Source organism: Rhizobacter sp. P1_G5 (genome assembly GCF_056405435.1).
This window is the reverse complement of sequence record NZ_JBFUCB010000124.1, coordinates 1-12,073: the sequence shown is the minus strand read 5'-3', so window position 1 is coordinate 12,073 and position 12,073 is coordinate 1. Positions and strand designations below refer to the sequence as shown.

The 12,073-nt window shown below is 71.0% G+C and carries 12 protein-coding genes; 10 read left to right on the top strand and 2 right to left on the bottom strand.

Annotation, left to right across the window (positions count from 1 at the left end; all coding sequences use genetic code 11):
* A partial coding sequence (locus AC1D12_RS11580; RefSeq protein WP_477840507.1) for a hypothetical protein occupies nt 1-212 on the bottom strand: 212 nt, incomplete at its 3' end.
* An 86-nt stretch (nt 213-298) separates the two neighbouring features.
* On the opposite strand from AC1D12_RS11580, the gene clsB reads away from it, so the two are divergent.
* The 5 genes from clsB to AC1D12_RS11555 all read left to right on the top strand — a co-directional run bounded on the left by clsB (nt 299) and on the right by AC1D12_RS11555 (nt 6,711).
* Nucleotides 299-1,600, top strand: a complete 1,302-nt coding sequence (gene clsB / locus AC1D12_RS11575) for a cardiolipin synthase ClsB (protein ID WP_465113862.1) — start codon at nt 299-301, stop codon at nt 1,598-1,600.
* Complete coding sequence (locus AC1D12_RS11570) at nt 1,600-2,655, top strand: ligase-associated DNA damage response exonuclease (protein WP_477840505.1); 1,056 nt, start codon at nt 1,600-1,602, stop codon at nt 2,653-2,655. Before clsB ends, AC1D12_RS11570 begins: the two co-directional genes overlap by 1 nt.
* Nucleotides 2,652-4,391: an ATP-dependent DNA ligase gene (locus AC1D12_RS11565; RefSeq protein ID WP_477826632.1), complete on the top strand. Its 1,740-nt coding sequence runs from the start codon at nt 2,652-2,654 to the stop codon at nt 4,389-4,391. Before AC1D12_RS11570 ends, AC1D12_RS11565 begins: the two co-directional genes overlap by 4 nt.
* Nucleotides 4,375-5,763 carry a glutathione-disulfide reductase gene (gorA, locus tag AC1D12_RS11560; protein ID WP_477840503.1) on the top strand — a complete coding sequence of 463 codons (1,389 nt, stop codon included), beginning with the start codon at nt 4,375-4,377 and terminating at the stop codon, nt 5,761-5,763. Before AC1D12_RS11565 ends, gorA begins: the two co-directional genes overlap by 17 nt.
* A 66-nt stretch (nt 5,764-5,829) precedes the next feature.
* On the top strand, nt 5,830-6,711 hold the full coding sequence (locus AC1D12_RS11555; RefSeq protein WP_477826630.1) for an EamA family transporter: 882 nt from the start codon (nt 5,830-5,832) through the stop codon (nt 6,709-6,711).
* A gap of 3 nt (nt 6,712-6,714) precedes the next feature.
* Here the strand turns inward: AC1D12_RS11555 and AC1D12_RS11550 are convergent, their stop codons facing one another.
* On the bottom strand, nt 6,715-8,220 hold the full coding sequence (locus tag AC1D12_RS11550) for a S10 family peptidase (RefSeq protein ID WP_477826308.1): 1,506 nt from the start codon (nt 8,218-8,220) through the stop codon (nt 6,715-6,717).
* Nucleotides 8,221-8,262: 42 nt separating this feature from the next.
* Between AC1D12_RS11550 and AC1D12_RS11545 the strand changes: the two genes are divergently transcribed.
* The 5 genes from AC1D12_RS11545 to AC1D12_RS11525 all read left to right on the top strand — a co-directional run.
* A complete protein-coding gene (locus AC1D12_RS11545) occupies nt 8,263-9,111 on the top strand; it encodes a DUF429 domain-containing protein (RefSeq protein ID WP_477840501.1) in 849 nt (282 codons plus the stop codon).
* Between the two features lie 32 nt (nt 9,112-9,143).
* The gene (locus tag AC1D12_RS11540) at nt 9,144-9,716 is read left to right on the top strand and encodes a GbsR/MarR family transcriptional regulator (RefSeq protein ID WP_047503199.1); all 573 of its coding nucleotides are present in this window, start codon (nt 9,144-9,146) and stop codon (nt 9,714-9,716) included.
* Between the two features lie 62 nt (nt 9,717-9,778).
* Nucleotides 9,779-10,240, top strand: a complete 462-nt coding sequence (locus AC1D12_RS11535; RefSeq protein WP_052211483.1) for a thiol-disulfide oxidoreductase DCC family protein — start codon at nt 9,779-9,781, stop codon at nt 10,238-10,240.
* Between the two features lie 7 nt (nt 10,241-10,247).
* Nucleotides 10,248-11,210 carry an acyl-CoA desaturase gene (locus AC1D12_RS11530; protein ID WP_052211509.1) on the top strand — a complete coding sequence of 321 codons (963 nt, stop codon included), beginning with the start codon at nt 10,248-10,250 and terminating at the stop codon, nt 11,208-11,210.
* Nucleotides 11,207-12,073, top strand: an 867-nt coding sequence (locus tag AC1D12_RS11525; RefSeq protein ID WP_477840500.1) for an NAD-dependent epimerase/dehydratase family protein, incomplete at its 3' end; no start/stop codon positions are given. The genes AC1D12_RS11530 and AC1D12_RS11525, both read left to right, overlap by 4 nt.

Sequence of the window (12,073 nt, the reverse complement as noted above, 5' to 3'; positions counted from 1 at the left end):
CCCCGGAAGAGCAGCTTGCGGGCCCAGTGATTGGCTTGCCCGACCGCGCGCGCGTGCTCCAGGGTCTCGTGGCTCACGGCGAGCTCATGGCGAACCACGGAGACTTCCTTGCCGTTTGCCCTGAGTTGCCGTGCGCCGGCTTCGGACAGGCTGAGCGTCCGGAAACGGTGGGCGGATGGGGTGGAAATCATGGAAGCGATGACATGAGCCATGCATTGAGCCGTGGCACGGCGATCTCGCTCAGTGCCGGTGCGGACCGAAACGTTCCAGGCTTGCGTGCCTGCGGAGGCAAGCTGCCTTGAGCCGCCGCCATCGCCATCGCGCCGAGCCTGCGCTGCCCGACGACCTGTGGAGCACGCTGCCGCGCGCGCTGTTCTGCGGCGACAACCAGGTCGAGCTGCTCAGTGGCGGTGATCAACTCTTTCCGGCGATGGTGCGCGCGATCGACGCGGCACGGCACGAGGTCTGGCTCGCGACCTACATCTACCAGCACGAAGGCAGCGTCACCGCCGTCACGCAGGCGCTGCTGGCGGCCGCCGCGCGCGGCGTCGCGGTGCGCGTGGTGCTCGACGGCTTCGGCTCGCGCGCCTTCCTGCCGCAGCTGCAGCCGCTGTTCGAGGACGGCGGCGTCGACCTCGCGGTGTTCCGTCCCATCACCAGCTGGTGGAGCTGGTTCCAGCCCGGCCAGCTGCGCCGGCTGCACCAGAAGCTGTGCGTGGTCGACGGCGAGGTCGGCTTCGTCGGCGGCATCAACCAGATCGACGACCGCATCGACCTCGTGCACGGCGCGACCGAGCAGCCGCGGCTCGATTTCGCGGTGCAGCTGCGCGGGCCGGTGGTGGCGCCGGTCGAGCAGGCGATCCGCGCGGTGTGGACGCGTGCCGACCTGGGCCAGGATTTCCGCGAGGAGATGGTGGCCCTGGCGCGCAGCGCCGAGCCGATCGCGCGCGCCAAGCGGCTGATGCGCCGCCTGCGCATGCCGCGCGCCAGGGGCCTGCAGCTGAGCCCCGATGCGCTGCCGCCGGTGCGCGCGGCCTTCGTGCTGCGCGACAACCTGCGCCAGCGCCGCACCATCGAGCGCAGCTACATCGATGCGATCCGCAGCGCGCGCGAACGCGTCGACCTGATCAGCCCGTACTTCTACCCCGGCCGGCCGTTCCGGCGCGCGCTGCGCGATGCGGCCGACCGCGGCGTGGCGGTGCGGCTGCTGCTGCAGGGCAAGCTCGACTACCGCATCGCCGGGCTGGCCGCGCGCGTGCTGTACGACGAGTTGCTGGTGCATGGCGTGCGCATCCACGAGTACACGCCGGCCTACCTGCATGCCAAGGTGGCAGTGATCGACGGCGACTGGGCGACGGTGGGCAGCTCGAACATCGATCCGCTGTCGCTGCTGCTGAACCTCGAGGCCAACGTGATCGTGCGCGACGAGGGCTTCGCCCGCTCGCTGGCCGGGCGCTTCGATGCCGCGGTGGCGCAGTCGCGCGAGATCGATCCCAAGCTCGCCCATCCGCGCACGCTGGCCGGCACGCTGCGGCGCGGCTTCGTTGCCTGGTGCGCACACGTCTACCTGCGCATCGCCGGGCAGACCGGCCGGTACTGATGGCCGCGGACGATCTGGTGGTCGAGCGGCCCGAGGGCTTGTACTGCCCGCCCGGCGACTTCTTCATCGACCCCTGGCGCCCGGTCGAGCGCGCGGTGATCACGCATGCGCACGGCGACCATGCGCGGCGCGGGCATGCGCACTACCTGGCGTCGGCACCGTCCGAGGGCGTGCTGCGCGCGCGGCTCGGCGACGACATCACGCTGCAGACGCTCGCCTACGGCGAGGCGATCGAGCACCACGGCGTGCGGCTGTCGCTGCACCCTGCCGGCCACGTGCTCGGCTCGGCGCAGGTGCGGCTGGAACACGGCGGCCGCGTGTGGGTCGCGTCGGGCGACTACTTCGTCAGCGGCGCAGGCGACGACAACGCCACCTGCACGCCGTTCGAGCCGGTGCGCTGCGACTGCTTCATCACCGAATCGACCTTCGGCCTGCCGATCTACCGCTGGCAACCGCAGCGCGAGGTGTTCGCCGACATCGACGCCTGGTGGCGTGCCAATGCCGAGGCCGGCCGCGCGAGCCTGCTGATGGCCTACAGCTTCGGCAAGGCGCAGCGGCTGCTGGCGGGGGTCGATGCGTCGATCGGGACTATCGTCGTGCATGGCGCGGTCGAGCCGCTGAACCAGGCCTACCGCGCGGCCGGCGTGGCCTTGCCGCCGACGCAACTGGTGACCGAGGTCGCCGACAAGGCCAGCCTCGCACGTGCGCTGGTGATCGCGCCGCCGTCGGTTCAGGGCTCGCCGTGGACGCGCCGCTTCGGCGAGCACGGCGATGCGTTCGCGAGCGGCTGGATGCAGCTGCGCGGCACGCGCCGCCGGCGCTCGATCGACCGCGGTTTCGTGCTGAGCGACCATGCCGACTGGCCGGGGTTGCAGCGCGCGATCGCCGCGACCGGTGCGAGCCGCGTGATCGTCACCCACGGCTACGAGGCGGTGATGGTGCGCTGGCTGCAGGAGCAGGGGCTGCAGGCCGGTGCGTTCCACACCGAGTATGACGACGAGCGCAGCGATGCCGCCGACCCGGGTGCGCAGGCCGATCCGGAGCCTGCCGCATGAAGCGCTTCTCGCGCCTCTTCGCGGAGCTCGATGCCACCACGGCCACCTCAGCCAAGGTGGCGGCGCTGCAAAGCTACTTCACCGAAGCCGCGCCGGGTGACGCGGCCTGGGCGGTGTACTTCCTGTCCGGCGGCAAGCCGCGGCAGGTGGTGCCGACCGCGACGCTGCGCACGCTGGCCTGCGAGCGCGCCGGCATCAGCGACTGGCTGTTCGAGGAGTGCTACCAGGCGGTCGGCGACCTCGCGGAGACGATCGCGCTGGTGCTGCCGGCGCCGCAGCACGCGAGCGATGTCGGGCTGGCCGAGTGGGTCGAGCAGCGCCTGCTGCCGTTGCGCGGGCTCTCGCCGGCCGAGCAGGCGGCACGCATCGCCGGCTACTGGGACGAACTCGACGCGACCGGACGCTTCCTGCTCACCAAGCTGATCGGCGGCGGCTTCCGCGTCGGCGTCAGCAAGCTGCTGGTGCAGCGCGCACTCGCCGCGCACGCCGGGCTCGACGCGAAGCTGCTCGCGCAGCGCATGATGGGCTGGACCGATGCGAAGCAGACGCCCGATGCGGCGCGCTTCGCGGCGCTGGTCGCGGGGGAGGGCGAAGGGGCCGCGCCGCTCGGCCAGCCGTATCCGTTCTTCCTCGCGCATGCCGTCGAGGGGCTGCCGCCCGAGTTCGACACGCGGCTCGGTGCGCCGGGCGACTGGCTGGTCGAATGGAAGTACGACGGCATCCGGGCGCAGATCGTGCGGCGCGGCGGCGAGACCTGGATCTGGTCGCGCGGCGAAGAGCTCGTCACCGAGCGTTTTCCCGAGGTCGTGGCGCTGGCCCGCGAGTGGCCCGACGGCACGGTGCTCGACGGCGAGATCCTGGTCTGGAAGGGCGACACGCCCGCGCCGTTCAACCTGCTGCAGCAGCGCATCGCGCGCAAGACGCTGACCAAGCGCGTGCTGGCCGATGCGCCGGCCAGCTTCATCGCGTATGACCTGCTCGAGTGGGAGAGCGTCGACCTGCGCAGCAAGCCGCAGCGCGAGCGGCGTGCATTGCTCGAAGCTGCGTCCGCAGGGCGAACGATGCGGGTGTCACCCGTCGAGCAGCGCGACAGCTGGGCGGCGCTGGCCGCGCTGCGCGAGGAATCGCGGGCGCGGGGCGTCGAGGGCTTCATGCTCAAGCATGCCGAGGCGCAGTACGGCAGCGGCCGGCGCAAGCAGGAGGGGCTGGCGGGCGGCACCTGGCTGAAGTGGAAGATCGACCCGCTGAGCGTCGACGCGGTGCTGGTCTACGCCCAGGCCGGGCATGGGCGGCGCGCGAGTATCTACACCGACTACACCTTCGCGGTGTGGAGCCGCCCGCCGGCCGATGCGGCCGAGGCGCAGGCGGTGGTCGAGGCGATCGCCCGGCGCGAGCCGGCGCAGGCCGGCGCGCTGCAGCTGGTGACTTTCGCGAAGGCCTATTCGGGTTTGAGCGATGGCGAATTCGCCGAGGTTGACCGCATCATCCGACAGACGACCCTCGAGAAGTTCGGGCCGGTGCGCAGCGTGCGGCCCACGCTGGTGTTCGAGCTCGGCTTCGAGGGCATCAACGCGAGCCCGCGCCACAAGAGCGGAATCGCCGTGCGGTTTCCACGCATGCTGCGGATCCGCAGCGACAAGCCTTTGCATGAGGCCGACAGCCTCGCTACGCTGCAGGCACTGATGGATGATGGCGAACAAAGAGAGAGGGAGCCTTCGCATGACAGTGACAGCTGACGCATCCTACGACTGCGACCTGTTCGTGATCGGCGCCGGCAGCGGCGGCGTGCGGGCGAGCCGCATGGCCTCGCAGCTCGGCGCGAAGGTGATCCTGGCCGAGGGCAGCGCGCTCGGCGGCACCTGCGTGAACCTCGGCTGCATCCCGAAGAAGCTGTACAGCTACGCGGCGCACTACCACGAGGCCTTCGCGCAGGCGCGCGGCTTTGGCTGGACGCTGGCCGAGCCCGAGTTCGACTGGGACGTGCTGAAGGCGCGGCGTGGTGCCGAGATCGCGCGGCTGAACGGCGTGTATGCCGAGCTGCTGCGCGGCGCCAACGTGCAGCTGGTGCGCGGCTGGGCCAAGCTGCTCGATGCCCACACGGTGGCGGTGAAGACGACGACGCACGAGCAGCGCTTCACCGCGCGGCACATCCTGCTGGCCACCGGCGGCGAGCCGCTGCGCATCGAGGGCCCGGGCGCGCAATGGGCGATGAGCTCCGACGACATGTTCGACCTGTYGCCGTTCCCGAAGCGGCTGGTGGTGGTGGGCGGCGGCTACATCGCCTGCGAGTTCGCATCGATCTTCCACGGGCTGGGCTCGAAGGTGACGCTGCTGCACCGCGGGCCGCAGCTGCTGCGCGGCTTCGATGGCGAGATGGCGCGCTTCGTCACCGCCGAGATGCGCAAGAAGGGCATCGACATCCGGCTCGAGTCGCGCATCGCCGCGGTGGAGCGGCGTGGCGAGGTGCAGCGCCTGCAGCTCGCCGACGACAGCGTGCTCGAGGCCGACACCGTGCTGCACGCCACCGGGCGGCGCGCGCGCAGCCGCGGCCTGGGGCTGGCCGAGGTGGGCGTGAAGGTCAACGAGGACGGCACGGTGCCGGTGGACGAGGGCTTCACGACCAACGTGCCGTCGGTGCATGCGCTGGGCGACCTGGTCGGCCACAAGGCGTTGACGCCGGTGGCGCTGGCCGAGGCGATGGTGCTGATCGACCGGCTGTTCGGCGAGGGCCGCCGGCCGGCGCTCGACTACGCGACGGTGCCGACCGCGATCTTCACGCACCCGCAGGCCGCGACGGTGGGGCTGAGCGAAGAGGTGGCGCGCACGCGGCACGGCGTGCTGCGCATCTACCGCAGCGAGTTCAAGCCGCTGCAGCACACGCTGAGCGGCAGCACCGARCGCACGCTGMTGAAGCTGSTGGTCGACGATGCGAGCGACCGGCTGCTGGGCGCGCACATGGTGGGCGGCGATGCCGGCGAGGTGCTGCAGGGCTTCGCGGTCGCGGTGCAGGCGGGGCTGACGAAGGCGCAGCTCGACCGCACGATCGGCATCCACCCGACGGTGGCGGAGGAGTTCGTGACGATGCGGGTGGCGRCGTCGCGGGGGTGATCGCACGACGTCGGGCATCCGGGCCCGACGACGGACAATGCGGGGTTTCGCCCCGCCTGCGACCCCATGTCCCTGACCGCGCTCTGCCTCGTCCTGATCGCCGCCCTGCTGCACGCCGCCTGGAACCTGGTCGCCAAGAAGGCCGGCGGCGACAGCCGCTTCGCACTGCTGTGCAGCCTGATGATCCTGGTGCTGTGGGCGCCGGTCGGCATCTGGGCCGCCTGGGATGCGGTGCCGCTGTGGGGCTGGAAGGAATGGGCGCTGATCTTCGCGAGCGGCATCGCGCACCTCGTCTACTTCAACGTGCTGCTGCGCGGCTATGCGGCGAGCGACCTGACGGTGGTGTACCCGGTGGCGCGCGGCACCGGGCCGCTGATCAGCTCGTTCGGCGCGCTGCTGCTGCTCGACGAGCACATGAGCCTGGGCGGCGTGCTGGGCGTGTTCGCGGTCACCGGCGGCGTGTTCCTGATCGCCGGCGGCCCGTCGCTGTGGGCGCGCGCGCACGACCCGGTGCAGCGCCAGCGCGTGATGGCGGGCCTGGGCTACGGCGCGGCCACCGGCTGCATGATCGCGCTGTACACGCTGATCGACGGCTACTCGGTGAAGGTGATGCTGATCTCGCCGATCCTGATCGACTACTTCGGGAACCTCGCGCGGGTGCCGTTCATGCTGCCCGGCGCGCTGCGGCGGCCCGAGGCCTTCATGGAATCGGCGCGTGCGCTGTGGCGCCACGCGCTCGTGCTGGCGGTGGTCAGCCCGTTCGGCTACATCCTGGTGCTGTATGCGGCGCGGCTGGCGCCGCTGTCGCATGTGGCGCCGGCGCGCGAGGTGTCGATGCTGTTCGCCGCGCTGCTCGGCGGGCGGCTGCTGGGCGAGGGCGAGCGCGGGACGCGCATCGCGGGGGCGGCGTGCATTGCCGCCGGGGTGGTGGGGTTGGCGACGGGGTGAGCCTCACCCCTTCACGAACGCCCGCAACTCCCCCGCCATCCGCTTCAACGACGGCTGGTGGATGTACATCATGTGCCCCGCCTCGAAGTAGCTGACGCTGATGTTCTTGCGCAGCGGCTCGCGCAGCCCGAGGTGGCTCAGCGTGTAGTCGCCCGCGGCATGCGGTGTCGCGAGGTCGTAGTAGCCGCTCGCCACGTAGACCCGCATCGCAGGGTTCGCATGCATCGCGCGCCGCAGGCTGCCGCCGACGTTCACGTACTTGCCCGCGAAATCCTTCCAGCCCCACTTGTCCCAGATCGGCGCGTGCACCACGTACGGCGCGTCGGTCTCGAACTTCAGCGTGTCCTTCAGCAGCCGGTTGATGCCGGTCGCATATGCGCCCAGCAGGTTGCTCATCGCCGGGTCGCCCTCGGGCTCCTCGCCGGCATCGTCGCGGTCCATGCCGAGGAAGCGGCTGTCGAGCCGGCCCACCGTCTGCCCACGCTCGCGCAGCAGCTCCTTGAAGTAGCGGAACTCGCGCGGCCGCAGGTCGCAGCGCAGCACGTACGCGGTGCTCAGCCCGCTGTACAGCGCCACCTGCTCGGCGATGCGCTGGCGCGCCTTCGCGTCGAGCGCCGAGCCCTGCATCAGCGCCACCGTGTAGTCGCCGAGCGCGAAGGCCTCGGCCGCGGCGATCACCTCGGCCAGCGGCTTCTTCTGCAACGCCGGCGCCAGCGCGCGGTGGTACCAGGCGGTGGCCGCATAGGTCGGCAGGAACAAGGGGTAGGGCAGCTCGTTGCCGTGGTCGAAGTGCAAGGTCTGCAGGTCCACCGCCAGCGACACCAGCATCACCCCGTTCAGGAACACGTCGTGCTTGTCCTGCAGGTGCAGCGAGAGGCCGGCCGCGCGCGTCGTGCCGTAGCTTTCACCGATCAGGTACTTCGGGCTGCCCCAGCGGCCGTAGCGCGCCAGGTACAGCCGGATGAACTCACCCACCGCATCGAGGTCGCGCTGGTAGTCGTGGAACTCGGTCACCTTCTCGCCCTCGACCATGCGCGAATGGCCGGTGCCCACCGGGTCGATGAAGACCAGGTCGCTGTCGGTCAGCAGCGTGTGCTCGTTGTCGGTCAGCGCATAGGGCGGTGGTGGCGCGTTGCCCATCTCGTCGGTGACGACCCGCTGCGGCCCGAGGATGCCCAGGTGCAGCCATACGCTGCTCGAGCCCGGCCCGCCGTTGAAGCTGAAGGTGACCGGCCGCGTCTCGGGCTTCGCGCCCTTCAGCGTGTAGGCGACGAAGAACAGGCTGGCGCGCGGCTTGTCGGCGCTGCGCTGGCCGTCGCGCTGCTCGTCCTCGCGCAGCACGACGGTGCCGCAGGTCACGCTGTAGTCCAGCCTGCGCTTGCCGACCATCGTGCGGTGTTCGGTGGTGACCAGGCGCTCCTTCGGCTCCCGCTCTTTCGTGTCCCGCTCTTTCGATTCCTCGCGTGAAGAAGGCGAGGGCGTGGACTTGTCGGCAGGGGTGTCGGCCATGGGAGATCGCTAGAGTGTGGGCTCGACTGTACCGGCACCCCAATGACCTCTGCTTCTCTCCCGGACTGGCACCTCGCCGGCGTTGATTTCACCAGCCGGCCGAYGCGCCGCAAGCCGATCACCGTGGCGCGCGGCCAGGCGTCGCGCAATGTCGTGCGGCTGGAACGTGTCGACACGCACGAGAGCTTCGATGATTTCGCCGCGTGGCTGCGCACGCCCGGCCCGTGGCTCGCTGCCTTCGATTTCCCGTTCGGCCTGCCGCGCGAGCTGGTGCAGGCGCTCGGCTGGCCGATGGACTGGCTGCCGTTGATGCGCCACTATGCCGGCCTGTCGCGCGACGAGATCCGCACGCGCTTCGCGGCGTTCTGCGATGCCCGCCCGGTGGGCGCGAAGTTCGCGCACCGCGCGGCCGATGGCCCAGCCGGCTCGTCGCCGTCGATGAAGTGGGTCAACCCGCCGGTCGCGTACATGCTGCATGCCGGCGTGCCGCTGCTGATCGACGCCGGTGTCGACCTGCCCGGGCTGCATCCGGGCGATGCGCAGCGCGTCGCCCTCGAGGGCTACCCCGGCCTGCTGGCACGCGAGCTGATCGGCCGCCGCTCGTACAAGGCCGACGACAAGGCGCGGCAGACGCCCGATCGCCTGATCGCCCGCAAGGACCTGCTCGATGCGCTGGAGCAGGGCCGCTCGCGCCTCGGCCTGCGGCTGCGCCTGTCGCACGCGCAGCGCGATGCGCTGGTGGCCGATGCGTCGGGCGATCGGCTCGATGCCGTGCTGTGCCTGATGCAGGCCGCCTGGGCGGCCGGGCAGGCGGGCTTCGGCCGGCCGGCGGATGCCGATCCGCTCGAAGGCTGGATCGTGTCGTCCGGGATTTCTTTATTTCTGTCTTGACAGAAATATTCGACAACCCTAGAGTCCGCTCCATGAACCTGTCTCCGACCCTGTCCCGATTCGTCCTGCACTGGGGCGAGATGGGCACGCGCTGGGGTGTCAACCGCACGGTGGCGCAGATCCACGCGCTGCTGTTCATCACCGGCCGGCCGATGCATGCCGAGGAGATCGCCGACACGCTCGATGTGGCGCGGTCGAACGTCAGCAACAGCCTGCGCGAGCTGCAGGGCTGGAACCTGATCAAGCTCGTGCACCTGGCCGGTGACCGGCGCGATCACTTCGAGACCTCCACGCAGGTGTGGGAGCTGTTGCGCACCGTGGTGCGTGAGCGCCAACGCCGCGAGATCGCGCCCACCATTGAGGTGCTGAACGAGCTGCTGGCCGATCCGGCACTGAGCCGCGACCCGGCCGAAGCGCGCCTGCGCATCCGCGAGACGCAGGAACTGCTGGTCACGCTGACGGCGTGGAGCGACGAGATGCTGAAGCTCGACACCGACACGTTGACCAAGGTGCTGAAGCTCGGCGCGAAGATCAAGAAGCTGCTGGGCCGCGACGGCAACGCGGCGCCCGAGGAGATCAACCCCGCGCAGTTGCTCGGGCCCTGATCTCAAAATTTTTTGCCGATTAATTTCTCTAAAGACAGAAATTACTGACGGAGCGATCTGCCATGAACAACGCCCTGTACCCGATGACGCTGCTCTACGACGCCGCCTGCCCGGTGTGCTCGCTGGAGATGGACCACCTGTGGGAGCGCAATGCGGCGGGCCGCCTGGCCTTCGTCGACATCAGCGCCGAAGGCTTCGACCCGACACCGTATGGCATCACGCTGCAGGCGATGAACGAGGAGATCCACGCCGTCGCGGCCGACGGCCGGGTGCTGCACGGCGTGCAGGTGCTGCGGCTGGCCTACGAGGCCGTCGGTCTCGGCTGGGTGCTGAAGCCGGTCGGCTGGGCGCCGTTGCAGCCTGCGTTCGAACTGGGCTACCGGTGGTTCGCACGCCATCGCCAGGCGATCTCGCGAGCGAGCGCACCGCTGGTGCGCGGCATCCGGCGGGTCCGTGCGGCGCGGATGGCGGCACGCATGCAGGCCTGCCGCGATGGCGCCTGCCGCACCCACCGCGGCGAGTGAGGCGGCCATGCGCAACGAGGTCACCACGGTTCACGCCACGGAGGGATGCAGCGCGGTCGAGGGCCGCGTCGCGTGGGCGCCGCAGCGCTCGCTGTGGTGGTTCGCGATGCTCGCCGGCGGCGTGCTGGCCGTCACGCGCTACGCCAGCTGGAGCGGGCTCGCGCTGTTCCTCGCGAGCAGCGCCGTCACGCTGTGCCTCGGCCACTCGCTCGGCATGCACCGCCGCTTGATCCACCGCGCGTATGCCTGCCCGCTGTGGCTCGAACGCGTGCTGGTCTACCTCGGCGTGCTGGTCAGCATGGCCGGCCCGGCCGGCATGATGCGCACGCACGACCTGCGCGACTGGGCGCAGCGCCAGCCGCGCTGCCACGACTTCTTCGCGCACCGCCGCAGCTTCTTCGTCGACGCGTGGTGGCAGCTGCACTGCGAGCTGCGCCTCGCCCGGCCGCCGCGCTTCGAGCTGCCGGCGCACCTCGCGAACGACCGTGTGCTGATGGCCCTCGAGCGCCACTGGCTGCTGCAGCAGTTGCCGTGGGCGCTGCTGTTCTTCGCGCTCGGCGGCATCGGCTGGGTGCTGTGGGGCGTGTGCCTGCGCTGCGTCGTCGGCCTCACCGGGCACTGGATGGTCGGCCACTTCGCGCACCGCACCGGCCACCGCAGCTGGCATGTCGACGGCGCCGGCGTGCAAGGCCACGACGTGCGCGGCTGCGGCCTCATCACCTTCGGCGAGGGCTGGCACAACAACCACCACGCGTTTCCCGGCTCGGCCCGCCTCGGGCTGTACCCCGGCCAGGCCGATCCGGGCTGGTGGGTGCTGTGCGCGCTGCAGCGGGCCGGCCTCGTGTGGGACATCAGCCTGCCGGCCAGCTTGCCGCCCCGCGCCGCGCTGCAGGCGCTCGAACCCGAGGCGGTACGCGCGTTCGATGCCGCGGCGCCGGCGCGCTGCTGCTTCTCAAGGAGTCCATCATGAAGGTCCTCGTCTGCGGATCGACCGGCTGCATCGGTGCAGCGGTCGTGCATGCGCTGCGTGCGCGCGGCCACAAGGTGATCGAAGCCTCGCGCCGGCCGGGCGCGGCGCGCGAGCACTGGCCGCTCGATTTCTCCCACCCGGTGTCGCCGCAGCACTGGGCCGCGCGGCTGCGCGAGGCGCAGGTCGACACGGTGGTCAACTGCGTCGGCATCCTGGTGCCTTCGCGCGGGCAGCGCTTCGAGCGCGTGCATGCGCAGGGGCCGATCGAGTTGTTCCGCGGTGCGGCGCTCGCGGGTGTGCGGCGGGTGATCCAGGTGTCGGCGCTCGGCGTCGGCCCCGCGGGCATAGTCAGCGCATACCTGCACAGCAAGMTGCTCGCCGACGACCTGCTCGCGACCTTGCCGATCGACTGGGCGGTGCTACGGCCGTCGCTGGTCTACGGGCCGCGCAGCGCGAGCGCCGCGCTGTTCGCGACACTCGCGGCGCTGCCGATCGTGAGCCTGCCGGGGCGCGGTGCGCAACGGCTGCAGCCGCTGCACGTCTACGAGCTGGCCGAGGCGATCGCCCGGCTGGTCGAGCAGCGCGGCACGCTGCGCGTGGTGCATGAGATCGGCGGCCCCGAGAGCGTGAGCTACCGCGAGATGCTGGCCGCCTACCGCGCGGCGCTCGGCCTGGGCCGGCCGCTGTGGCTGCCGGTGCCGATGCCGTTGATGAAGCTCGCGGCCCGTGTGGCGCAGCTGCTGCCGCAGAAGGCCTTCAGCCCCGAGACGATGCGCCTGCTGGAGCGCGGCAGCGTGCCGGCCGTGAACGCGCTGCCGGCCTTGCTGGGCCGCCCGCCGACGGCCCTGGCGCAGGGCCTGCGC

Bases quoted from the DNA above. Each gene is read 5' to 3' on its own strand.
- AC1D12_RS11565 (WP_477826632.1), top strand. From the start codon at position 2,652: ATGAAGCGCTTCTCGCGCCTCTTCGCGGAGCTCGATGCCACCACGGCC.
- AC1D12_RS11540 (WP_047503199.1), top strand. From the start codon at position 9,144: ATGAACCTGTCTCCGACCCTGTCCCGATTCGTCCTGCACTGGGGCGAG.
- AC1D12_RS11570 (WP_477840505.1), top strand. From the start codon at position 1,600: ATGGCCGCGGACGATCTGGTGGTCGAGCGGCCCGAGGGCTTGTACTGC.
- AC1D12_RS11535 (WP_052211483.1), top strand. From the start codon at position 9,779: ATGAACAACGCCCTGTACCCGATGACGCTGCTCTACGACGCCGCCTGC.
- AC1D12_RS11555 (WP_477826630.1), top strand. From the start codon at position 5,830: ATGTCCCTGACCGCGCTCTGCCTCGTCCTGATCGCCGCCCTGCTGCAC.
- AC1D12_RS11550 (WP_477826308.1), bottom strand. From the start codon at position 8,220: ATGGCCGACACCCCTGCCGACAAGTCCACGCCCTCGCCTTCTTCACGC.
- AC1D12_RS11530 (WP_052211509.1), top strand. From the start codon at position 10,248: ATGCGCAACGAGGTCACCACGGTTCACGCCACGGAGGGATGCAGCGCG.